This window comes from Microbacterium sp. PAMC21962 (assembly GCF_019443465.1).
GTDB lineage: Bacteria > Actinomycetota > Actinomycetes > Actinomycetales > Microbacteriaceae > Microbacterium > Microbacterium hominis.
In genome coordinates, this window is record NZ_CP080381.1 from 3,249,240 (window position 1) to 3,271,252 (window position 22,013).

Annotated in this window: 19 protein-coding genes; 6 read left to right on the top strand and 13 right to left on the bottom strand. The window is 73.0% G+C overall.

Translation table 11 applies throughout. The features are described 5' to 3' along the window. Positions 1-11: 11 nt before the first annotated feature. The 8 genes from KY498_RS15235 to KY498_RS15270 all read right to left on the bottom strand — a co-directional run bounded on the left by KY498_RS15235 (position 12) and on the right by KY498_RS15270 (position 7,938). Positions 12-926 carry a type IV toxin-antitoxin system AbiEi family antitoxin domain-containing protein gene (locus tag KY498_RS15235; protein ID WP_191008956.1) on the bottom strand — a complete coding sequence of 305 codons (915 nt, stop codon included), beginning with the start codon at positions 924-926 and terminating at the stop codon, positions 12-14. A 495-nt stretch (positions 927-1,421) separates the two neighbouring features. Beyond that, complete coding sequence (locus KY498_RS15240) at positions 1,422-2,171, bottom strand: alpha/beta hydrolase (protein ID WP_191008955.1); 750 nt, start codon at positions 2,169-2,171, stop codon at positions 1,422-1,424. Positions 2,172-2,216: 45 nt separating this feature from the next. After that, a complete protein-coding gene (locus tag KY498_RS15245; protein WP_061782049.1) occupies positions 2,217-3,365 on the bottom strand; it encodes a mannitol-1-phosphate 5-dehydrogenase in 1,149 nt (382 codons plus the stop codon). Beyond that, entirely contained in the window at positions 3,365-3,802 is a 438-nt protein-coding gene (locus KY498_RS15250; protein WP_060961040.1) for a PTS sugar transporter subunit IIA, read from the bottom strand. Before KY498_RS15250 ends, KY498_RS15245 begins: the two co-directional genes overlap by 1 nt. A gap of 131 nt (positions 3,803-3,933) precedes the next feature. Continuing rightward, entirely contained in the window at positions 3,934-5,604 is a 1,671-nt protein-coding gene (locus KY498_RS15255) for a PTS mannitol transporter subunit IICB (RefSeq protein WP_191008954.1), read from the bottom strand. A 32-nt stretch (positions 5,605-5,636) separates the two neighbouring features. Beyond that, positions 5,637-7,301 (bottom strand): phosphoenolpyruvate--protein phosphotransferase, encoded by a 1,665-nt coding sequence (gene ptsP, locus KY498_RS15260; protein WP_082808043.1) that lies wholly within the window; start codon positions 7,299-7,301, stop codon positions 5,637-5,639. Between the two features lie 20 nt (positions 7,302-7,321). Then, the gene (locus KY498_RS15265; RefSeq protein WP_060960979.1) at positions 7,322-7,597 is read right to left on the bottom strand and encodes an HPr family phosphocarrier protein; all 276 of its coding nucleotides are present in this window, start codon (positions 7,595-7,597) and stop codon (positions 7,322-7,324) included. Beyond that, positions 7,594-7,938, bottom strand: coding sequence for a PTS sugar transporter subunit IIB (locus tag KY498_RS15270; RefSeq protein ID WP_060960978.1), 345 nt, complete (start codon positions 7,936-7,938; stop codon positions 7,594-7,596). Before KY498_RS15270 ends, KY498_RS15265 begins: the two co-directional genes overlap by 4 nt. A 109-nt stretch (positions 7,939-8,047) precedes the next feature. On the opposite strand from KY498_RS15270, the gene KY498_RS15275 reads away from it, so the two are divergent. After that, positions 8,048-9,973: a transcription antiterminator gene (locus tag KY498_RS15275; RefSeq protein WP_101306739.1), complete on the top strand. Its 1,926-nt coding sequence runs from the start codon at positions 8,048-8,050 to the stop codon at positions 9,971-9,973. A 121-nt stretch (positions 9,974-10,094) separates the two neighbouring features. Here the strand turns inward: KY498_RS15275 and KY498_RS15280 are convergent, their stop codons facing one another. Both KY498_RS15280 and KY498_RS15285 read right to left on the bottom strand, forming a co-directional pair. Beyond that, positions 10,095-11,786 carry a phospho-sugar mutase gene (locus tag KY498_RS15280; protein WP_191008953.1) on the bottom strand — a complete coding sequence of 564 codons (1,692 nt, stop codon included), beginning with the start codon at positions 11,784-11,786 and terminating at the stop codon, positions 10,095-10,097. Further along, a complete protein-coding gene (locus tag KY498_RS15285) occupies positions 11,783-12,616 on the bottom strand; it encodes a purine-nucleoside phosphorylase (protein WP_191008952.1) in 834 nt (277 codons plus the stop codon). The genes KY498_RS15280 and KY498_RS15285 overlap by 4 nt, the downstream gene beginning before the upstream one ends. Positions 12,617-12,723: 107 nt before the next feature. On the opposite strand from KY498_RS15285, the gene KY498_RS15290 reads away from it, so the two are divergent. Then, positions 12,724-14,175, top strand: coding sequence for an NAD(P)H-quinone dehydrogenase (locus KY498_RS15290; RefSeq protein ID WP_061782051.1), 1,452 nt, complete (start codon positions 12,724-12,726; stop codon positions 14,173-14,175). Between the two features lie 54 nt (positions 14,176-14,229). Here the strand turns inward: KY498_RS15290 and KY498_RS15295 are convergent, their stop codons facing one another. From KY498_RS15295 to KY498_RS15305, 3 genes are all read right to left on the bottom strand, one after another. After that, entirely contained in the window at positions 14,230-14,676 is a 447-nt protein-coding gene (locus KY498_RS15295) for a hypothetical protein (RefSeq protein ID WP_191008951.1), read from the bottom strand. Position 14,677: 1 nt separating this feature from the next. Then, positions 14,678-16,474, bottom strand: a complete 1,797-nt coding sequence (locus tag KY498_RS15300; RefSeq protein WP_101306736.1) for a biotin carboxylase N-terminal domain-containing protein — start codon at positions 16,472-16,474, stop codon at positions 14,678-14,680. 78 nt (positions 16,475-16,552) lie between these two features. Then, positions 16,553-17,230 carry a nucleoside triphosphate pyrophosphatase gene (locus tag KY498_RS15305; protein WP_191008950.1) on the bottom strand — a complete coding sequence of 226 codons (678 nt, stop codon included), beginning with the start codon at positions 17,228-17,230 and terminating at the stop codon, positions 16,553-16,555. Between the two features lie 200 nt (positions 17,231-17,430). Between KY498_RS15305 and KY498_RS15310 the strand changes: the two genes are divergently transcribed. The 4 genes from KY498_RS15310 (at position 17,431) to KY498_RS15325 (ending at position 21,792) form a co-directional block, all read left to right on the top strand. Next, entirely contained in the window at positions 17,431-18,774 is a 1,344-nt protein-coding gene (locus KY498_RS15310) for a class I SAM-dependent RNA methyltransferase (RefSeq protein WP_191008949.1), read from the top strand. Between the two features lie 69 nt (positions 18,775-18,843). Next, positions 18,844-19,512: a response regulator transcription factor gene (locus KY498_RS15315; protein ID WP_060960971.1), complete on the top strand. Its 669-nt coding sequence runs from the start codon at positions 18,844-18,846 to the stop codon at positions 19,510-19,512. After that, positions 19,502-20,758 (top strand): sensor histidine kinase, encoded by a 1,257-nt coding sequence (locus KY498_RS15320; RefSeq protein WP_223849530.1) that lies wholly within the window; start codon positions 19,502-19,504, stop codon positions 20,756-20,758. The genes KY498_RS15315 and KY498_RS15320 overlap by 11 nt, the downstream gene beginning before the upstream one ends. After that, on the top strand, positions 20,755-21,792 hold the full coding sequence (locus KY498_RS15325; protein ID WP_101306733.1) for a hypothetical protein: 1,038 nt from the start codon (positions 20,755-20,757) through the stop codon (positions 21,790-21,792). Before KY498_RS15320 ends, KY498_RS15325 begins: the two co-directional genes overlap by 4 nt. Positions 21,793-22,013 lie beyond the last annotated feature (221 nt).

Consider the following 22,013-nt stretch of genomic DNA (forward strand, 5'->3'; position numbering starts at 1 on the left):
CATCCCTTGGTTCATTCGGCGGTGGGGGAGGGTCGGCGCCGTGAGCGCCGCGATCTGGAGGAGTTCGGGACGCCGCGCGCCGACGCGGCCCGGGGGTGACGGAGCACGTCGCGCATCGCGGCCACCAGGTCGTCGTACGCGAACAGGATGTCCTCCGCCAGCGGCCGCACGGTCGTGTACCCGAGCCGCGCCGCCGCGAGGTCACGCCGCAGGTCCCGCCGCCGCGCGGCCCAGTCCGCATGGAACCCGCGGCTGTCGCACTCGACGATCAGCCATCCGTCCACCAGCAAGTCGACGCGGCCGACGCCGGCGATCTCCACCTGCACCTGCACGTCGTGACCGAGCGTCCGCAGCAGCAATCGCATGAGGGTCTCCGTCCCCGCCTCGCTCCGCGGGTCGACGAGAGGGCGCAGCGCCCGGTGCCGGTGGGGGAGGCGCCGGAACACCTCGGCGATGCCGCCCTCGTCGACGAGGCCGTGGTGCCAGGCGGAGTCGAGGGTGGCCACGGCATCCCGCGGGGACTGGCAGAGCACGGCTTGGACGAGCGCGCTGACGACATCGACCGTCAGCGCGCCCTCGCCGTCGGCATCCGCTTCGCGCCAGTGCGCGACGATGCGCGCATCCCGCGGGGGCAGGCGACTCGCTCCGCGATCGATGTGCACATGCAGGGTCGCCGTGTCGCGCACGAAGACGCCGAGCGCCGACAGCAGCGAGATGCAGCCGAGCCGGGCTCCGAGCCGGGCCGCCGCGACCAGGGCGGGATCGGTGTCGGCCGGGACGTAGCGTCCCTGCCGCACGCGAAGGATCGCTCCGCCGTCGACCATGCGGCGCAGATCGCGTTTGCCGATGCCGTGCCGACGCAACTGCGCGGTGGTCCAGCTGCGGCTGCGGAGGAGGACGGATGCGAGGTCGCGAGGCGAGGGCATCCCGTCAGCGCACCACGGCGGTCGCCGCGGAGAAGCGCCCCGACGTGATCTGTGGACAGCCCCGCGGCACTCGCTGGTGGGGAGGAGACTTCGAGGTAGGGGTGTCGGGGACGCCGCCGGGCCCGAACTCCTCCAGCAGGTCCGTCGCCGGGGCCGCGCCGGCTCCAGGTGGCCGTTGCCGCGCGAGATGGAGGAGTTCGGGCCGCGCCGGGCCGCGTAGGTTCGACGGGCGGCCGGCCGGGGCGGGGCGGGAGCCCGATCGGCGGCGGGTCGGAGGCGCCGCGGCGCCGGGCCGGGGAGGCGCGGAGGCGCCGGGCCCGAACTCCTCCAGCAGGTCCGTCGCCGGGGCCGCGCCGGCTCCAGGTGGCCGTTGCCGCGCGAGATGGAGGAGTTCGGGCCGGGGCGGGCCGGGCAGGTTCGACGGGCGCCGGGCCGGGGAGTCGAGGGGGCGCCGCGCCGGGCAGGGGCGGCGGGTGTCGAGGCTCGAGGGGCGGGTCAGCGGAGGGCGCGGGCCAGGTCGCCCACCTGCTGGACCACGACGGCCTCCACCTCGGCCGCGGTGGCCGTCGGGGTGCCGTCGCCGGCCTGGGGGCCGTAGGCGCCGAACGACGCGTGCGCAGCGCCCGGGATCTCGACCATCACGGCGTCGGCGGGGAGGTTCGGGCGGGCGTCGGCGATCTTCTGCGGCGTCGACAAGCCGTCCTCGGAGCCGCTGATGCTCACGACGGGCAGTCCCGACTGCGACAGGTCGTTCGCGCAGTACGAGCCGAACAGCACGAGTCCGGCGGCATCGGGGGCGAGCTGGCACGCGCGCACGCCGCCGAGCGAATGCCCTCCGACCAGCCAGCTGCCCACGCCCGGGGCGAGATCGGTGAACGTCGACAGGGAACGCGGATCGAAGAACGCCAGGTTCAGCCACGGCTTCGTGATCACGACGGTCAGATCGTCCTCGGTGACCAGCCCGGACAGGATCGCGGCGTACGCCCACGGGTCGACCTTGGCGCCGGGGATGAACACGAGGCCCTCGCCGCTCGCGCCGGATGCCGGGGCCAGCACGATCCCGGCGGCGTCGTCGCTGATGGCGATGCGCTCATCCGCGCGCACGGCGGCGAGCGGTTCGGCCTCGGCGGCCATGACGCCCACCTGGCTCCACACCAGCACGCCGGCGACGGCGGCGACCACGAGGCCGCCCAGGATGCCGAAGACCCACCGCCACACGCGGCGGCGGCGGGTCCGGGCAGTCATGCGTCCAGTCTAGGCGGGACCTGCCGGCGCGATCGCCGGGTCAGGTCAGAGCTGCGCCTGCCGCGCGCGCACCACGTCCTCGACCGATGCGAAGAGGGGATGCGTGGGCTCGAGGCCCGTCACCCCGGCGGTGAACGTCGCGGGGTCCTCCTCGCGGAGCCGTCGCTGCAGTTCCACGGACTGCTCGTCGTCGGCGACGTCGAACTCGAGGGCGGCGGCCATCGCCGCGACGAGCGCCGACGTCGACAGCCCGCGTTCCGCCGCCGCGGCGGCCGGACCGACGAAACGCTCGTGGCGTGACAGCTTGCGCAGCGGCTGGCGTCCGACGCGGCCGACCGTGTCGGGCAGGGCCGGGTTCGCGAACCGACGGAGGATCGTCGCCCGGTAGTCGGCGAGGTCCGCGGCATCCCAACCGTGGACGGCCACCAGCAGTGCCGAGGTCTCCTCGAGAGCGGCGGCGACCTTCGCGGCGATGACCGGCTCGGCCAGTGCGTCGGAGATCTTGTCGACGCCGGCCTGGGCGCCGAAGTACGCGGTGGCGGCGTGGCCGGTGTTCACGGTGAACAGCTTGCGCTCGATGTACGGCGCGAGGTCGTCCACGAAATGCGCCCCGGGGATGTGCGGCGGGTCGTCGCCGAACGGCGGGCGCTCGATCGCCCACTCGAAGAAGGGCTCGACGGTCACGTCGATCCCCGCCCCCTCCGGCTGGGCCGGCACGATGCGGTCCACCGCGGTGTTGGCGAAGACCGCGCGTCCCGAGATCGCATCCCAGGCGTCGGCGGCCTGCGCCCGGATCTCGTCGCGCAGCGTGTCGGTGGCGCCGATCGCGTTCTCGCACGCCATGACCTGAAGCGGCGGCAACGCCGGATCGCGCAGGGCGAGTCCCGCGAGGATGTGCGGGGCGACGAAGCGGAGGATCGTCGGGCCGACCGCGGTCGTCACGACGTCGGCCGTCGCGATCTCGTCGATGAGCGCCTGGGCGTCGTTCGCGCTGTCGATCGCGCGGAAGCCGGTCACCACGGTGTCGCGGCCGCCGTCGCCCACCTCGTGGACGGTGTACTCGTCGGCCGCGTTGATGGCGTCGACGAGGGATGCCGCGACATCCGAGAACACGAGCTCGTAGCCGCCCTCGTGCAGGAGGAGGCCCACGAAGCCGCGGCCGATGTTGCCGGCGCCGAAGTGGACGGCCTTCATCAGTCGTTCACCGATGCCAGGAGCCCGAAGAGCTCCTCGGGGCTGCCGGCGGCCTTCAGTCGGGCGACCTCCTCGTCCTCCGAGAAGATGAGGGCGATCTGCGACAGGATGTCGAGGTGCTCGTCGCCCTTGCCGGCGATGCCGACCACGAAGCTGACCTTCTCGCCGTCCCAGTCCACGCCGCCGTCGTAGCGGACGAACGACAGCGCGGAGGCGAGGATCGCATCCTTCGTCTCGTTCGTGCCGTGGGGGATGGCCAGCTCGTTGCCCATGTAGGTGGACACGGTCTGCTCGCGCTGGCGCATCGCATCGAAGTAGGCGTCGGTGACCGCCCCGGCGGCTTCGAGGATGTCGGCCGCCTCGCGCATGGCTTCCTCCTTGGTGACCGATCCGGGGTGGATCCGGACCTGGCCGGCGTTCAGTACGTCGCGTGACATGTCGTCCTCGTCTCTGTTCGTGTCGTCGTCCCGGTCATCGTATGCCGGGGCGATCATGTATCGGGCGAGAGCCGCGGGGACGGGGCATCACGCCTGCCGTCCCCGCGGCGGTCGCGGGGGGCCTGACGCGTTCAGGCCCCGTTCTCGTGCTGCCGCACGACCAGGTCCACGACCTCGTCGTACTTCGGCGAGTTCATGAAGTTGTCCACCGAGACGTGCGTCGCGTCCGGTGTGCGCCCGCGGGCGCGGTCGGTCAGCTGCTGCTGGGTGATGACGAGGTCCTCGCTGCCGTCGAGGTTCGCGATCGCCTTGTTGGTGACCGAGACGTCGTCGACGCCGGCCTTCTTGATCTTGTTGCGCAGCACGCTCGCGCCCATCGCCGAGGAGCCCATGCCGGCGTCGCAGGCGAACACGATGTTCGTCACCCGACCGGTGGGGGCCAGCGTCCCCGTCGCGACGGCGTCGGCGGCGCGGTCGGCGGCGAGCGTCGACGTGTCGCCCTCGAGCCCCGCGTTCGACGCGGCACCCGCACGCAGGTTCGCGAGCGTCGCCGAGCTCTTGCCCTTGTTCGCCTCGGTCTGCGCGATGGCCGCCTCGAAGGAGGCGCTGGAGGTCGCTTCGGCCGCGAGGTCGCGCTTGCGCGAGGCCCGCAGGATGACGCCGGTCACGAGGAAGGTCACCGCCGCCGCGAGGACCACCGACAGGTAGACCACGAGGAGGTTGCCGACGCCGCCGGCCTCGGGGGTCAGCGCCGCCGCGGTCACCGCGATGATGCTGCCCGGAGCCGCCGGGAAGGCGAGGCCGCCGTTGAAGATCATGTTGGTGGTGACACCGGTCGCGCCGCCCGCGATGAGGGCGAGGATCGTCATCGGCTTGCTCAGCGCGTACGGGAAGTAGATCTCGTGGATGCCGCCGAAGAACTGGATGATGATCGCACCCGGGGCCGAGGCCTTCGCCGCGCCGACGCCGAAGAACGTGAAGGCGAGCAGCAGACCCACACCGGGGCCGGGGTTGGCCTCGATGAGGAACAGGATCGACTTGCCCGCCTCGGTCGCCTGCTGGATGCCGAGCGGGGTGAAGACGCCGTGGTTGATCGCGTTGTTGAGGAACAGCACCTTCGCCGGCTCGACGATCACCGACAGCACGGGCAGCAGGTGGAGGTCGACGAGCCACCCGACGATGCCGCCGAGGAACGTGCTCACGCCCAGCATCACCGGGCCGAACGCGAAGAACCCGAAGATCGCGAGGAGCATGCCCAGGATGCCGGCGGAGAAGTTGTTCACCAGCATCTCGAACCCGGGGCGGATCTTGCCGTCCCAGAGCTTGTCCATCTGCTTGGTGATCCAGGCGGCCAGCGGCCCCATGATCATCGCGCCGAGGAACATGGGGATGTTCGTGCCGACGATGACACCCATCGTCGCGATCGTGGCCACGACGCCGCCGCGCTCGCCGTAGACCATCCGACCGCCGGTGTTGGCGATCAGCAGGGGCAGCAGATAGGTGACCATCGGGCCGACCAGGCCGACGAACGTCGTGAACGTCGCGCCGTCCTTGTCCTGGGCGAGGGCGGTCATCGCGCCCTGCCAGTTGATGGTCGCCGCGTCGCCGAAACCGCCGAGCAGGTTGGCGACGGGGAACCAGCCGCCCAACCAGCCCGCGGAGATGAAGAGCATCGTGATGAAGCCCCACGCGATGAATGCCGCGATGTTGGGCATGATCATGCCCGACAGGAAGGTGCCGAACCGCTGCACGCCGACGCGCGCGCGGTTCACCCCCGTCGAGGTCGTAGACGCCGTTGTCATTGTCGTGTGTTCCCTTCGGGTGTGCTCCGCCGTCAGCCGGCGGAGTTCTCAGCGGCGGCCTGTGCCGCCGATCGTGCGGATGCCGCGTCATCGGCGGCGAGGGCGGCCGCGGCGATGCGCTCGGCATCCTCGCGGGTGTACTGCAGGAGCGACGCGCGCACGTCCGCGAGCGCCGTGGGCGCCATGGAGAGCGTGGTCGCACCGAGGCCGACGAGCACGACGGCCAGCAGCGGGTCGGCGGCGGCCTCGCCGCAGATGCCCACCGGCTTGCCGTTCGCCTTGCCGCCGTCGGCGGTCATCTTGATCAGCTGGAGGACGGCGGGGTGCCAGGGGTCCTGATACGACGCGACCGAGCCGAGCAGGCGGTCGGCGGCCAGCGTGTACTGGGTGAGGTCGTTCGTGCCGATCGAGGCGAAGTCCGCGAGCTGCAGGATCCGCGCGGCCTGGATCGCCGACGACGGCACCTCGACCATGACACCCGCGGTCTTGATGCCGTACTCCTTCGCGAGGGTGACGAAGTACTCCGTCTCCTCGACCGTCGAGACCATCGGCGCCATGACCCACAGGTCCGCGTCGCTCGCGGCATCCGCGTTGGCGAGGGCCGTCAGCTGCTCGCGCAGGATGTCCTCGCTCGCGCGGAGGGCGCGCAGGCCCCGGAGCCCCAGCGCCGGGTTGTCCTCGTGCGCGTCGTTGAGGAACGCGAGCGGCTTGTCGGCGCCCGCGTCGAGCGCCCGGACCACGACCTTCTTGCCGGGGAACGCCTGCAGCAGCTCGGTGTACGACGCGGTCTGCTCCTCGACGGTGGGGGCCTGTGTCGCGGAGAGGAACAGGAACTCGGTGCGGAACAATCCGACGCCCTCGGCGCCCAGCTCGACGGCCTGAGCGGCCCCGCCCGGCTTGCCGAGGTTGGCCAGCAGCGGCACGGCGTGGCCGTCCTTCAGCGCGCCCGGGGTGAGCGGTGCCGAGCCGGCGGCCGCGCGGGTGTCGGCGCGGTGCTGGGCCTGGGCGAGCTCGTCCGAGGTGGGGTCGGTCGTGACGACGCCCTTCGCGGCATCCACGATGACGGTCTGGCCGTCGACCAGGTCCTTCGCCGCGGCGGCGCCGACGACGGCGACGATGGACTTCTCGCGCGCCAGGATCGCGGTATGCGACGTGGGGCCGCCGTCGGTCGTGACGAGGGCGAGCACCTGGTCGAGGTCGAGCAGGGCGGTGTCGGCGGGAGCGAGGTCCTTCGCGACGAGCACGAACGGGTGGCCGGGGTCGGGGACGCCCGGTGCGGGCAGCCCGCGCAGGCGGGCGATGACCCGCTGTGCGACGTCGTCGAGGTCCGCGGCGCGCTCGCCGAGGTAGCCGCCCATCGCGGCCAGGCTGTCACGGAAGCTCGCGAACGCCTCGTGGACGGCGAACTCGCCGGTCTTGCCGGCGTTCACCCGCGTGGAGACCTCCGCGTCGAGCGTCGGGTCCTCGGCCATCATCGCCTGCGCCTCCAGGACGTCGCGGGCGAGGCCGCCGGCCTTCGAACCGCGGTCCTCCAGCTCGCGGGCCACCGCCGCGACCGCCTCGCGCACGCGGGCGAGCTCCTCGTCGGGGGTGAGGGTGCTGGGGACGTCCGCGGGGGCCGGCAGCGGGTCCGCCATGCGGGCCACGGGGCCCTGTGCGACGCCCAGTCCGATACCCACTCCACGCAGTTCGCTCATCTTCAGATCTCTCTTTCGGTTCAGTTCTCGTCGTGGTCGGTCGTGAGCAGCTCGGCCAGGGTGTCGAGCACGGCGTTCGCGCTGTCGCCCTCCGCGGCCAGGGTGACGTAGTCGCCCTTCTCGGCGCCCAGCGAGATGACGCCGAGGATGCTGGCGGCGTTGACCGGCGCGCCCGAACCCTTCGAGATGGTCACGGACAGGCCCGAGTCCTTGACGGCCTGGGCGAAGAGCTTGGCCGGGCGGGCGTGCAATCCATTGGACGATCCGATGCGGATCGTGCGGGTCACGGTGCTCATGCGGGGTTCCTCTCCGTCGGGGCGGTCTGTTCTCGGCCGGTCGCCAGCACCTCGTCGACGAGCGCGAGGGTGCGCGTGCCGTGGAGGTCGCTGTAGATGTCGGGGGGAAGGAGGACGACCCGCGCGCGACGCGTCTCCGCTTCGCGACGGATGCGGTCCAGGCTGTCCTGCAGGTGGGGGCCCACGAGCACGACGTCTGCGGCAGCGATGTCGATCGGGAGCGACTGCTCGGTGCCGGCGACGGCGCTGAGCTCGCGCCCGGCCGCCTGCGCCGCGTGTCGGACACGCTGCGCCACGAACGTGCTCGACGCTCCCGCGCCGCACACAACGAGGATCCTCATCGATCCGCCTCCTTCTCCGCCATTCTTGTGAAAGGCCTGGGAGGCGACAACCACACCTGTTTCCGCGGGGGCGGAAACACCCGACGGTGGGCATGGTTGACTGGAACACGTGAGCAGAGCGCGACAGGACCGTGTCATCGCGCTCCTCGCGCGGGAGGGCGACTGGCTGACCGCCGGCGAGCTGGCCGACATCGTGGGCGTCACGCCGCGCAGCATCCGCAGCTACGTCACGGCCCTGAACGCCCGCGTCCCCGGCGGAGGGGTCGTGGAGTCGGGCCCGCTCGGCTACCGTGCGGGCGCCGAGGCGCCGCTCGCGCTGCGTGCCGCCGTCGACACCGCGACGCCGCGCGAGCGCGTCCATCGGCTGGTGCGGAGCCTGCTGTCGGGTCGTGAGGGCATCGACGTGTACGAGACGGCCGACGGGTTCCACGTGAGTCCGGCGACCCTGGAGGGCGATCTCGCCCGCGTCCGCGCCCTGCTGGGCGACACCGAGCTGACCCTCGAACGCACCGGCTCGCGCGCGCGCCTGCGCGGCACGGAGATGGCCCAGCGCCGTCTGCTCAGCCGGCTCGCCCACGACGAGACCGACGACGGCGCGTTCGACCTCGACGCGCTCCGGCGCAGCCTGGGCGCGGGGTCCATCGGCGAAGCGGTGTTCGGTCCCTTCAAGGCCGACCTCGTGGCGGGGCTGCGCGACCTCGGCTTCTTCGTCAACGAGTTCGGCATCGGCGACGTCATGATGCACGTCGCGATCACCGCCGACCGCGTGGCCCACGACCGTGCCCTCGAGACCGCCGCGGTCGACGCGGCCACACCGGCACAGGAGCAGGTGGGCGACCTGCTCGACGCGCTGTGCGGCCACCACCTCGGACTGCGGCTCGGCGCGGGCGACCGCCGCCACCTCGCCGCGCTCGTCCTCGGCCGTGTCGTGGCGCCGGGTCCGGGTGAAGCAGCATCCGTCACCCGCGCCGGGCTGCAGCCCGACGTCGAGAGCGCCGTCCGCGACGTGGTGCACCGTGCGGCGGCGGAGTTCCTCGTCGACATCGAGCACGAGGACTTCGTGCTGCGTCTCGCGCTGCACGTGCAGAACCTGCGACTGCGCGCCCAGGAGCAGGCATGGTCGCGCAACCCCCTCACGCGATCGCTCAAGGCGACCTATCCGATGATCTTCGAGGTCGCGGTCTTCATCGCCGACGGCTTGCGGGGTCTCCTCGGCATCCCCCTTCTCGACGACGAGATCGCCTACATCGCGATGCACGTCGGAGGGCAACTGGAGCGCAGCCGGCACGCCGGGACGGTGCTGACGGCGACGATCGTGTGCCCCGGGTACTACGAGCTGCACGAGCTGCTGCGCTCGAGCGTCGACCGTTCCCTCGGCCAATCGGTCGACGTCGTCGGCGTCGACACGCGGGCCGATCCCGACTGGAACGCGATCCACACCGACCTCATCCTGACCACGATCGACCCGCCCTTCGCGGGCGACGGCATCGTGCGCATCCAGCCGTTCCTCACCGAGTCGGACATCGAGCGGGTGCAGGCCGCGGCGGGGCGCGTGCGGCGGGGACGGCGTCTCGCCCGGCTTCGCGACGAGCTCGGGCGCTACTTCTCGGCCGACGCCTTCGTGGGGCGGGTCGATGCGGATGCCGACGAGGAGAGCGTCATCCGCGACCTCGGCGCCCGGCTGGTCGCGCAGGGCGTGATCGACGACGACTACGTCACGCGCACCCTCGAGCGGGAGCGTCTGTCATCGACCGCGTTCACCGACGCGCTGGCCGTGCCGCACGCGATCGGGATGACCGCGACCCGCACGGCGATCGCCGTCGCGATCGCCGACCCGTCGATGGCGTGGGGCGAGGGGCGCGTGCAGGTGATCGCGATGGTCGCCTTCTCAGAGAGCGACCGCGAGGCGTTCCAGACCGTGTTCGAGCAGCTCGTCGAGGTGTTCAGCGAACGCGACAGCGTGCAGCGCATCGTCCGCCGCGGCACCACCTTCACCCCCTTCCTGGACGAGCTCGTCGCCGTCGTAGACGGCTAGCTCCCCCCTCTTCTTCTTCTCCCTCCCCCCCTCCGCCGAGCCGCCACGACCCGGCCGAGCCGCCATGGCGCGGCCCGCCCGGGGCGTGGCGGCTCGCACGGGGAATGGCGGCTCGCGGGAGTCAGGAGCGGGCGGCGATGAGGGCGCGGGTGGCGGCGTCGAGGGCGGCGAGGCGGGCCTGGGCGTCGGCGGCCGACGTGCCGCGCACGTCGAGGTACGCCTTCAGCTTGGGCTCGGTGCCGCTCGGGCGCACGATCAGTCGCGAGCCGTCGTCGAGCCAGAGGCGGAGCACGTCACCGGGTGGGAACCCGTCAACGCCCGTCAGCAGATCGTCGATCCGCTCGACCGCGACCTCCCCGAGCCGTGTCGGCGGGGCGGCGCGCAGAGCGGACATGATGCGCCCGATGACCGACAGGTCGTCGACGCGCAGGGAGACCTGGCCCGAGGCGAAGAAGCCGAACGTGTCCTGGAAGCGCCGCAGCAGATCGCCCAGCCCCTCGCCCCGCTCGCGCGCCTCGGCGATCATGCCGAGGATCGCGATCGCCGCCGAGATGCCGTCCTTGTCGCGCACCGTCTCCGGGTTGACGAGGTAGCCCAGGGCTTCCTCGAACCCGAAGAGGATGCCGGGAGCGCGGGAGATCCACTTGAAACCGGTGAGGGTCGCGTGGAAGTCCAGTCCGTAGTGCTCGGCGACCGCCTGCAGTCCGGGAGAGGAGACGAGCGAGCACGCGAGCGACCCCGTCTCCCCGCGTTCGGCCGCCCGGGCGGCCGCGCGCCAGCCGAGCAGCAGCCCGATCTCGTTGCCGGTGAGCGCCCGCCACCCGCCGTCCGCGGACGGGTCGGGGAGGGCGACCGCGAGACGGTCGGCGTCGGGGTCGTTGGCGATGACGAACTCGGCATCCGCCGCCCGTGCCGTCTCGAACGCGAGGTCCATCGCACCCGGCTCCTCCGGGTTGGGGAACGCGACGGTGGGGAAGCGGCCGTCCGGAGCGATCTGCGCCTCGACGACCGTCGGCCGCGGGTATCCCGCGAGCTCGAGGATGGCGTGCAGCGTCTCGGAGCCGACGCCGTGCATCGCCGTGTAGACCCAGGTCATCCCGGCCGCGCCGGCCGTCGCGGGTGCGACCGCCGCGGTCGCGGCGACGTACGCCTCGACGACGCTCTCCTCGGCGACCTCGTACGTTCCGCGCAGCAGGTCGGGCACCGCCGCGCCGGCGGCGACGCGGTCGATGTGCGCCGCGATCTCGGCGTCGGCGGGGGAGACGATCTGCGACCCCTGGTCCGCGCCGCCCAGGTAGACCTTGTAGCCGTTGTCGTCCGGCGGGTTGTGCGAGGCCGTCACCATCACGCCGGCGGCGGCGCCGAGGTGACGCACGGCGAACGCCAGCACGGGCGTGGGGAGCATCCGCGGCAGCAGCACCGCGCGCAGCCCCGCTCCCGCGAACAGCTCGGCGGAGTCGCGCGCGAACACGTCGGAGTTGCGGCGGCCGTCGTAGCCGATCACGACGAGCGGTGCCGCGTCGGGGCCGGCCTTCTCCCGCAGGTACGCGGCGAAGCCGGCCGCGGCCTGCGAGACGAGCACGCGGTTCATGCGGTTGCTGCCGGCGCCCAGACGCCCGCGCAGCCCCGCCGTGCCGAACTGCAGGCGCGCGCCGAAGCGGTCGGCCAGATCGGCGGATGCCGCGGCATCCCCCGACGCGGCGGCGTCCAGCAGCGCGGTCAGCTCGGCGCGGGTCTCGGGGTCGGGATCCTGGGCGAGCCAGGCGCGGGCCGCGTCGAGGACCGCGGTGCCCGCGGCATCCGCCCCGTTCACAGCCGACCGATCACGCGGGCGAGCAGGGCGGAGATCACCGGCTCGGCGGCCTGGCCGGCCTCGATGACCTCGGCGTGGCTGAGCGGGGTCTTCTGGATGCCGGCGGCCAGGTTCGTGATGAGCGAGAAGCCGAGCACCTCCATGCCCGCCTGCCGGGCGGCGATGGCCTCCAGGGCCGTCGACATGCCGACGATGTGGCCGTCGATCGCCTTCGCCATCTGCACCTCGGCCGGGGTCTCGTAGTGCGGTCCGCGGAACTGGCAGTAGACGCCCTCGTCGAGGGTCGGGTCGACGCTGCGGGCGATCTCGCGCAGGCGCGAGGAGTACAGGTCGGTGAGGTCGATGAAGGTCGCGCCCTCCAGGGGCGAGTCCGCCGTGAGGTTGATGTGGTCGCTGATGAGCACGGGGGTTCCCGGCGTCCATGTCTGCTTGATGCCGCCGGCGCCGTTGGTGAGCACCATCGTCTTCGCGCCGGTCGCCGCCGCGGTGCGGACGCTGTGCACGACGCGACGCACGCCGTGGCCCTCGTAGTAGTGGGTGCGGGCCCCGATGACGAGCACGCGCGTGCCGGTCGGCGTGAGGATGCTGCGGATCGATCCGACGTGTCCGGCCAGCGCCGGTGCGCTGAACCCCGTGATCTCGGTGGCCGGAACGGTCGCGGTCGTCTCGCCCACGAGGTCGGCGGCCTTGCCCCAGCCGCTGCCGAGCGTGAGGGCGATGTCGTGGTGCTCGACGCCCGTGAGGCGGGCGATGTCGCCCGCGGCGCGCGCCGCGATCTCGAAGGGGTCGGCGGCGGGATCGTCGAGCGGATTGCTGTTCATGTCGGACATCCTCCCACTCTAGGAACACGGACCGCCCCGGGCCACTCGCTCCGCCGCAGCCGGCCCCGTCGCCGGCGGGCGACATCTCGGATGCCGGCGCCTGAGAGAATGGAGCAATGTCGTCGAGCTTCGTGAACACCCAGTCTGTCGCCGTCCTCGGCGGCGGCCCCGGCGGCTACGAGGCGGCGCTCGCCGCCGCGCAGCTCGGCGCGGACGTCACCCTCGTCGAGCGCGCGGGTGTCGGCGGTGCCGCCGTGATCACCGACGTGGTCCCCTCCAAGAGCCTCATCGCCACGGCCGATGCCGCGGTCGCGATCTCCGAGGCGTCCGACCTCGGGGTCCAGTTCTTCGCGAAGGGGGAGAGCGGCGTCGCGCTCAAGCCCGAGGTCGCGATCAATCTCGCCGCCGTCAACAAGCGCCTGCTGTCGCTGGCCCGACAGCAGTCCGACGACATGCGGGCCCAGCTCGTCGATGCGGGCGTGCGGATCATCTCCGGCCACGGACGCCTCGACGGCCATCATGCCCTCGTGGTCGCCACCGGCCCTGGCGGCACCGACTTCGACCGCGTCGAGGCGGACACGCTCGTCGTCGCCGTGGGCGCCTCGCCGCGCGAGCTGCCGACGGCCAAGCCCGACGGCCAGCGCATCCTCACGTGGACCCAGCTCTACGACATGAAGGCGCTTCCCGAGCACCTCATCGTCGTCGGCTCGGGCGTCACCGGCGCGGAGTTCGCGTCGGCCTACATGAACCTCGGCGCCAAGGTCACGCTCATCTCCAGTCGCGATCAGGTGCTGCCCGGCGAGGATGCCGACGCCGCCGCCGTCCTGGAGAAGGTGTTCACCCGCGGCGGGATGACGGTGCTCTCGAAGTCGCGCGCCGACAGTGTGCAGCGCGCCGGCGACGGCGTGGTCGTGACCCTCTCGGACGGGCGCACCGTCGAAGGCAGCCACTGCCTGCTCGCCGTCGGATCGATCCCGAACACCGCCGGCATCGGCCTCGAGGATGCCGGCGTGCAGCTGACCGACTCGGGTCACATCCGCGTCAACCGGGTCGCGCGCACGTCGGTTCCCAACATCTACGCCGCCGGCGACTGCACGACCTTCGTCCCGCTCGCCTCCGTCGCCTCGATGCAGGGGCGCACCGCGATCTTCCACGCCCTGGGCGACACCGTCATCCCGCTGGAGCGCCGCCGGATCACCGCGAACATCTTCACGGCGCCGGAGATCGCGACCGTCGGACGGCAGGAGAAGGACCTGGAGACCGGCGCGATCAACGGCTACGTCTACAAGCTCCCGCTGACCGCCAACGCGCGCGCGAAGATGATGGGGATCAAGGACGGCTTCGTCAAGATCATCGCGCGCGAGGGCAGCGGCACCGTGATCGGCGGCGTGATCGTCGCCCCGCGGGCGTCGGAGCTGATCTACCCCATCGCGATCGCCGTCGAGCGGCGCCTGACTGTCGATCAGGTCTCGCGCGTGTTCGCGGTGTTCCCCTCGTTGAGCGGCTCGATCACCGACGCCACGCGCGCGATGCACCTCGTCAACCGCGACGACGACTTCTTCGGCTGACCGGCCGGGGGCCGGCATCCGCCTGCGCCGCCCGCCGCGGGGTGAACGCGACGGCTAGTGCTGCACCTGGGCGGTCCACATGCCGGTGCCCTCGGGAGAGGTCGCCGACACGCTGACGGCCGTCAGGTTCTGCACGGCGGTGGGGATCGCGATGGGTGTGCGCAGGGCGCCCTGCTGGCAGACGATGTCCTGGGTGGTGCTGAGGGTCTGTCCGCCCGCCGTGTAGACGAGGGCGAACTGTGCGCGGTCGGCGCCGATGCAGCGCAGCTCGACCGCGCGGAACGGGCTCGGCTCGGCGAAGTCCAGCGTCGCCGCGGGCCCGCCCTCGACCGCCGCGAGCATGCCGCCGACGGCCGTGTCCGGCGCCGAGCCGATGACCGACTCCGACCAGGCCGACCATGCCGCGCGGTCCGCGTCGGAGGGGCCCGCGCTGCAGCCGACGAGCACGACGGCGGATGCCGCGGCCGCGACCAGGGCGAGACGGCGGCGCCGAGCGGTCATGTCAGGAGATCGTGAGCAGCTGGTGGCCGGCGGACACGGTGGTTCCCGGGTCGGCGTTGATGGCGCCGACGACGCCGTCCTTGTGTGCCTGGATCGGCTGCTCCATCTTCATGGCCTCGAGGACAACGACGAGGTCGCCCTTGACGACGGGCTGCCCGTCCTCGACCGCGACCTTGACGATCGTGGCCTGCATCGGCGCCTTGACGGCGTCGCCCGACGCGCCGGAGGACACCGACGGGGCGTGCGAGCGGCGCGACGGCGGCACGGCGACCGGGCGACCGATCTTCGCGGGAGCGACCGCGATGCGGTCGGGAAGGCTCACCTCGAGACGCTTGCCCGACACCTCGACGACGACGGTGTGGCGCGGCTCGGCCTCCGCCGGGGACTCCGCCTCGCCGTCCCACGGGGCGATGTCGTTGACGAACTCGGTCTCGATCCAGCGCGTGAACACACCGAAGCGGCCGTCCTCCGCGGTGAAGGCGGGGTCGCGCACCACCTTGCGGTGGAAGGGCAGCACGGTGGGCATGCCGGCGACCTCGAACTCGTCGAGCGCGCGGCGCGAACGCTCGAGCGCCTCCGCGCGGTCGCGGCCGGTGACGATGAGCTTGCCGAGCAGCGAGTCGAACGCGCCCGAGACGCTGTCGCCGGCGGTGACGCCGGAGTCCAGACGGATGCCGGGGCCGCCGAAGGTCTTGAACTGGTGGATGCGGCCGGGCTGGGGGAGGAAGCCGCGCCCCGGGTCTTCGCCGTTGATGCGGAACTCGATCGAGTGGCCGGTCGGCTGGGGGTCGTCGTAGTCGAGCACGCCGCCCTCGGCGAGGCGGAACTGCTCGCGCACGAGATCGATGCCGGTGACCTCCTCAGACACGGGGTGCTCCACCTGCAGCCGGGTGTTGACCTCGAGGAACGAGATCGTGCCGTCGGCGCCGATGAGGAACTCGCACGTTCCCGCGCCCACGTAGCCGACTTCGCGCAGGATCGCCTTGGAGGAGTCGTAGAGCGTGCGGTTCTGCTCCTCGGTGAGGAACGGCGCCGGCGCCTCCTCCACGAGCTTCTGGTGACGGCGCTGCAGCGAGCAGTCGCGCGTCGAGACCACGACGACGTTGCCCTCGGCATCCGCGAGGCACTGGGTCTCGACGTGACGGGGCTTGTCGAGGTACTTCTCCACGAAGCACTCGCCGCGGCCGAAGGCGGCGACCGCCTCGCGCGTGGCCGACTCGAACAGCTCGGCGACCTCGTCCAGCTCGCGGGCGACCTTCAGCCCGCGTCCGCCGCCGCCGTAGGCGGCCTTGATCGCGATCGGCAGGCCGACCTGCTCGGCGAACGCGATGACCTCGTCGGCGCCGGCCACGGGCCCGGGCGTGCCCGGCGCCAGCGGGGCGCCGACCTTCTCGGCGACGTGGCGGGCGGTGACCTTGTCGCCGAGCGCCTCGATGGCCTCGGGCGACGGGCCGATCCAGACGAGGCCCGCGGCGATCACGGCGCGGGCGAACTCCGCGTTCTCCGCGAGGAAGCCGTAGCCGGGGTGCACCGCGTCGGCGCCGGAGCGGCGGGCGACGGAGAGGATCTTCTCGATCGAGAGGTAGGTGTCCGCGCTCGTGGCGCCCTCGAGGGCGTAGGCCTCGTCCGCGAGTTTCGCGTGCATCGCGTCGCGGTCCTGATCGGCGTACACCGCGACCGAGCCGCGGCCGGAGTCGCGGGCGGCCCGGATCACCCGGACGGCGATCTCGCCGCGGTTCGCAATGAGCACTTTGGTGATCTGCGGGCGCGCGGCCGCCAGGTCCAGTGAGCGTGGCATGGATGTCAGCCTACCCACGTCCGACCCCCCGCATTTGGATCACCCGCACAAGATCGTCGGGAAATCGTGTGCGAGAGCCTACGAAGACGCCGCCGCCTCCGGCGCCTGCTCGGGCGGTGCCCACAGATCGGTCCAGACGACCCCGAGCCGCGCGCAGAGCCGGCGGACGGTCGACAGCGACATCCCGACGACCGTGGAGGGGTCGCCCTCGACCCGGTCGATGAACGGACCGCCGAGGCTGTCGACGGTGAACGCCCCCGCCACCTGCAACGGCTCGCCGGTCGCGACGTAGGCGGCGATCTCGGCGTCGGAGACGTCGGCGACGAAACCCACCGACGCCGCGGCGACGGCGTGCTCCTCGCGCGGCGGCATCCCCGGGGCCACCCGGATGACGCTGTGCCCCGAGTGCAGGATGCCGGTGCGTCCTCTCATCTGCTCCCACCGCGCGACCGCGACCTCCGGCCGCAGCGGCTTGCCGAGCACCTGTCCGTCGATCTCGAACATCGAATCGCCCCCGACGACGAGTCCGTCGAAGTCGGGATCGTCGCGCACGAGCGCGGCCGCGACGTCGGCCGCCTTGCGCCGGGCCAGCAGCAGCACGTGCTCGTCCGGCGGCAACACCCGGTGCTCGCTCGCCTCGACCGCGGCGATGACGGCCTCCTCGTCCACCTGCGGGGCGCGCAGGATCGGTTCGATCCCCGCCTGCCGCATGAGCATCAGGCGGGCGGGCGAAGTGGAGGCCAGGCAGACGCGCATGCCGTCAAGGGTACGGTCCCCACCACGGCACCCGCCCCCGCCGGCACCCGCCGGCACCCGCCCGGTCCCGCGCGTGACGAACGTCGGAGTTTCCGCTGCGCGCGAGCCGGACGCGCGGCCGATCGCCGGAGGACGGACAAGAATCCGACGACCGTCACCGGCGGTCGGCGCGCGCTCGGCCGACGTGACAGCATCGGAGGATGGACTCCGGCGACCTCATCGACCTCGACATCACCGACGTGGCGCACGGCGGTGTGTTCGTCGCCCGCCACGAGGGACGCGTCGTGTTCGTGGCCGACGCCATCCCGGGCGAACGGGTGCGCGCCCGTCTCACCGACACCGCGAAGTCGTCGTTCTGGCGCGCGGCCACGGTCGAGGTGCTCGACGCCTCGCCGGATCGGCGCGCCCACGTCTGGGCGGCGGCCGACCTGGACGTCGACCCCGACCTGCGCCCCGGCGGTGCCGACTTCGGCCACATCACCCTCGAGCGCCAGCGCGCGTTGAAGCAGCAGGTGCTCCGCGACGCCCTCGAGCGCTTCGGCGGGCTGACCGGTCCCGAGGTGGTCGTCTCGGGCGCGGCGGCGCTGCACGGTGCGGACGGCGAGGTGCTCGCCGCGGAGTCGGAGGATGCGACCGGCTGGCGCACCCGGGTCAGCCTGCACGTCGACGCGGACGGACGCGTCGGACCCTACGCGGCGCGCAGCCACCGCGTCGTGCCGGTCGACGACCTGCCGCTGGCGACGGCGGAGATCGCCCGTGCCGCGCGGGAGCTGACCGCGCGGCCCGGTCGGGTGGACCTCGTCCAGCCCGCCGACGGGCGGGTGCGGATCGTGCCGCGGCCCGAAGCGGAACGCGCCGGACGCGGGAGGGGTCGCGGCCGAAACCGCGCCGGAGCGCCTGCCTCCGCGGGCCGCGGCCGGGCGGATGCCGCCGCCGAGGTGGTCTGGGAGGAGGCGGCCGGACGGCGCTTCCGCGTCGACGCGGGCGGCTTCTGGCAGGTGCACCGCCTCGCGGCGCACACCCTGACCGCCGTCGTGGCCGAGGCGCTGCGAGAGCTGGGCGGCATCGACGACACCGCCCAGCATCTGGACCTCTACGGCGGCGTCGGGCTCTTCGCCGCCACCCTCGGCGAGCTCGGCGGCGCCGCCACCCGGGTGACCTCGGTGGAATCCGATCCGCGCGCGACCGAGCACGCCGGCGAGAACCTCGCCGACTGGGTCGGTGCGCGCGCCGAGACGGCGCGGACCGACCGCTTCCTCGCCCGGCTCAACGCCGACGCCGGCGCCGCCGAGCGCGCGCGGCTGAGCCGCGGCGTCATCCTCCTCGACCCGCCGCGGGCGGGAGCGGGCCGCGCGGTCGTCGACGGCATCGCGGCGCTGGCCCCGGCATCCGTCGTGTACGTCGCCTGCGATCCGGTCGCCCTCGCGCGCGACCTCGGCAGCTTCCGCGAGCACGGCTACGAGCCGCGTCGCATCGAGGCGCGCGACCTGTTCCCGCACTCGCATCACGTCGAAGCGGTGGCGGTCCTGCAACGCGCCGAGTGAGCCGACGGCGCCGCGGAACTCACCCGTTCGGCGGATGTCGGCGCCACGCGTCATGGTTAGGCTGACCCCATGACGCGTGTGGCTCTCATCGACGACCACGAGTCCGTGCGGCTCGGGCTCGAGGCCGCGTGTGCACGCGCCGTGACCAAGGACGTCGTGTTCTCCGGCAGCAGTGTGCGCGCCTACCTGGAATGGCGGCAGCGATCCGGAGCGGCCCCCGCCGACATCGTCGTGCTGGATCTGACCCTGGGTGACGGGACGACCGTGACGGAGAACGTCTCCAGCCTCGTCGCCGACGGGTCGCCCGTGCTGATCCACAGCGTCGCCGACCGTCCCGGGGCCGTGCGCGAGGCGCTCGCCGCCGGTGCGGCCGGCGTCATCAGCAAGGCGTCCCGCATCGACGACGTCATCGCGGCGATCCGCACGGTGGCGCGCGGAGAGGCGCTCGACAACGTGGAGTGGGCGAGCGCGGTGGACGGCGACCGCGCGTTCGCCGACGCCCAGCTCTCAAAGCGCGAGCGCGACGTCCTGCGCCTGTACGCCGCCGGCCTTCCGCTGAAGGCGGTCGCCGACCGTCTCGGCATCGCCTACTCCACGGCCAAGGAGAACATCACGCGGGTGCGCGTGAAGTACGTCGAGGTCGGCCGTCCCGCACCCACGAAGGTCGATCTCCTGCGCCGAGCGATGGAAGACGGCCTCATGCCCGGCCACGCCGGAGCGGGCGCCGGTGGCGACTGACGGGTCGTCACCGGCCGGTGTGCCGCCGATCGCCGTCGATCCGGCGGTGCGTCGCCCGCTCGGCGACATCGCGGCCGGCGCCGAGCGTTTCACGCAGGCGCGGGTCGAGCGGATCATCCGTGTCGTGGTGGCGCTGGGGTGCGCCGTGCTGGGGGCGCAGTCGTTCCTGAACGCCCTCGCCTCCCGTCAGGAGAATCCGGCCGCCCATCTGCCGCTGCTGCTGGCCGTCTTCATCCCGATCGGGGTGATGATCGCGGCGTGCGTCGCCGGAGTGGGGGTGCGCACCGCGGCGGGCGTCTTCGCGGTCGTGTTCCCGGTCGCGCTGCTGTGCTGGCCGCTGGTGACGCAGGGCCGTGCCGAGGAGGCGGCGGGTGCGCCGTGGATCTGGTACCTCTTGAACGTCGCGACCTCCGCCGCCGTCCTCGCCTTCCGGCTGCCGGTGCAGATCGTGTGGGCGGCCCTCGTGCCGCTGCTCTATGCGATCGCGCGCGTGACGCAGCTGGGCGCCGACGCCGCCCAGACCGTCGACGTCGTGCGCGACGCCGTCTTCGCGGCCATCCTGGCCGCCGTCGTGATCACGCTCGGCTGGCTGCTGCGCAGCGTGGCCGTGGGGATCGACGGCGCCCGCAGCGACGCGGTCGCCTCCTACGCCGAGGCCGCCGCGGCCAACGCGGCCGAGACGGAACGGGTGGCCGTCGCCGCCCTCATGCACGACAGCGTGCTGGCCGCCCTCATCGCCGCCGAGCGCGCCGGCACACCGCGCGAGGAGGCGCTGGCCGCCGCGATGGCGCGCGAGGCGCTGACCCGTCTCGCCAACACCGACCAGGACTCCGGCGAGGGTCCCGACGAGCCCGTCGCGGCCGCCGCGGTCGCCGCGACCCTCCGCGCCGTGGTCGCCGAGCTCGACGGGGCCGCCCCGGTCGCGGGGGAGGTCGCCGCCGACGCCCCGGTGCTGCCGGGGCGGGTGGCCCGGGCGCTCGTGCTCGCGGCGACGCAGGCGGTGAGCAACGCGATCGACCACGCCCACGGGCGCGGGCTGCAGGTGTCGCTGCGCGCGGATGCCGCTCGTGTGCGAGTGCAGATCGTCGATCGCGGACCGGGCTTCGATCCGGCCGCCATCCCCGACGACCGCCTCGGCATCCGCGGATCGATCGTCGCGCGGATGGCCGCCGTCGGCGGCCGGGCCCGCGTGCGGACCACCGCCGCCGGAACCGTCGTCACCCTCGACTGGGAGTACCCGCGATGAACCTGCGGGTGCGCGCCACGCTCTCGGTGCTCGCGATCGCCTTCACCTCCTACCTCGCCGCGGGCGCCGTGCTGTGGTCGAGCCCGCCGCCGCACGTCGCGGTGCAGCTGGTCGCCGTGGCGCTCTACCTCGCGACCACCTGGGTGTGCGTCTTCTGGAACTCCGGATCCAAGCCGTCGCGACGAGACCCGATCACCGGCGACCTCGGACACCGCTCGGTGCTGCCGGCATGGGCCGCGGTGCTGGCGCTGGCGACGGCGGTGCTCGTGCCGAACGCGAGCTGGGTCGCCGTGGGGACGGAGGCGCGACGCACCGACATCGGCACCTGGAGCGTGGGGGCGGTCGGGGCGCTGCTGGCCATCGTCATGGTGCGCCGACGTCCGTGGGTCGCGTGGGTCGGCGTGCTCCTGCTGGCCGCGGAGGCGGCCCTGTGGATCGGGCCGGTCGACGCGCTGGCGCTCGGCGTCGTGGGCGCCGTGCTGTGGGTGGGGGTGGCGCAGCTGCTGACCTGGCTCGTCGACCGCGCGGCATCCGACACGGCGGAACTGACCGCGTTGCAGCGCGCGGCGTCCGAATGGCTGGCGGCTCAGGAGGGGACGCGGCGCGAGCGGCGTACGCAGGTGCAGCGCGCGCTCGCGCTGGCGGGGCCCGTGCTCACCCGGACGATCGAGACCCGGGGGCGCCTGACGGAGGGCGAGCGACGAGCGGCCCGTATCGCGGAGGAGGCGCTGCGCGACGAGCTTCGCGGGTCGGCGCTGCTGGACGAGGCCGTCCGCGCCGCCCTGTCCGCCGCCCGGGAGCGCGGGACCATCGTCTCGGTGCTGGACGAGGGCGGGCTGGACGGGCTGTCGCCCGCCGAGCGCGCGGTGATCCGTGCACGCCTGGCGGAGGTGCTGGCCGATGCCGACTCGGAACGCGTCTACGTGCGCGCGGCCGCGCACGAGGAGATCGCCGTCACCGTCGTGGGGCGGACCCCGTCCGACGACGGTGAGGACCAAGTGGACCTCTGGAGCGAGATCCCGCGCCGCGGGTGAGGCCGGCGGCCCGAGACAGCAGCCCGAGAAAGGCGCCCCGAGGGAGCGCGCCGAGAGAAAGAGGAGGCGAGGGGCGGCGAAGCCGCCCGCCCCTCGCCATGCGAGTGGTTACCCGAAAACCGACTCGCGAAGGGCCGATCCGCTCATCAAGCGGAACCGACCGAACGCAGAAGCGTTCCAGCGATATCGATTCTTCCGGCTCCGAGAAGCTGTGTCTGTAG

Excerpts from the sequence above, each read along its gene's own strand:
- KY498_RS15305 (WP_191008950.1), bottom strand. The coding sequence starts at position 17,230 with ATGCGCGTCTGCCTGGCCTCCACTTCGCCCGCCCGCCTGATGCTCATG.
- KY498_RS15315 (WP_060960971.1), top strand. The coding sequence starts at position 18,844 with ATGACGCGTGTGGCTCTCATCGACGACCACGAGTCCGTGCGGCTCGGG.
- KY498_RS15235 (WP_191008956.1), bottom strand. The coding sequence starts at position 926 with ATGCCCTCGCCTCGCGACCTCGCATCCGTCCTCCTCCGCAGCCGCAGC.
- KY498_RS15270 (WP_060960978.1), bottom strand. The coding sequence starts at position 7,938 with ATGAGGATCCTCGTTGTGTGCGGCGCGGGAGCGTCGAGCACGTTCGTG.
- KY498_RS15245 (WP_061782049.1), bottom strand. The coding sequence starts at position 3,365 with ATGAAGGCCGTCCACTTCGGCGCCGGCAACATCGGCCGCGGCTTCGTG.
- KY498_RS15285 (WP_191008952.1), bottom strand. The coding sequence starts at position 12,616 with ATGTCCGACATGAACAGCAATCCGCTCGACGATCCCGCCGCCGACCCC.
- KY498_RS15300 (WP_101306736.1), bottom strand. The coding sequence starts at position 16,474 with ATGCCACGCTCACTGGACCTGGCGGCCGCGCGCCCGCAGATCACCAAA.
- KY498_RS15265 (WP_060960979.1), bottom strand. The coding sequence starts at position 7,597 with ATGAGCACCGTGACCCGCACGATCCGCATCGGATCGTCCAATGGATTG.
- KY498_RS15295 (WP_191008951.1), bottom strand. The coding sequence starts at position 14,676 with ATGACCGCTCGGCGCCGCCGTCTCGCCCTGGTCGCGGCCGCGGCATCC.
- KY498_RS15325 (WP_101306733.1), top strand. The coding sequence starts at position 20,755 with ATGAACCTGCGGGTGCGCGCCACGCTCTCGGTGCTCGCGATCGCCTTC.
- ptsP (WP_082808043.1), bottom strand. The coding sequence starts at position 7,301 with ATGAGCGAACTGCGTGGAGTGGGTATCGGACTGGGCGTCGCACAGGGC.
- KY498_RS15290 (WP_061782051.1), top strand. The coding sequence starts at position 12,724 with ATGTCGTCGAGCTTCGTGAACACCCAGTCTGTCGCCGTCCTCGGCGGC.
- KY498_RS15250 (WP_060961040.1), bottom strand. The coding sequence starts at position 3,802 with ATGTCACGCGACGTACTGAACGCCGGCCAGGTCCGGATCCACCCCGGA.
- KY498_RS15310 (WP_191008949.1), top strand. The coding sequence starts at position 17,431 with ATGGACTCCGGCGACCTCATCGACCTCGACATCACCGACGTGGCGCAC.
- KY498_RS15255 (WP_191008954.1), bottom strand. The coding sequence starts at position 5,604 with ATGACAACGGCGTCTACGACCTCGACGGGGGTGAACCGCGCGCGCGTC.
- KY498_RS15240 (WP_191008955.1), bottom strand. The coding sequence starts at position 2,171 with ATGACTGCCCGGACCCGCCGCCGCCGCGTGTGGCGGTGGGTCTTCGGC.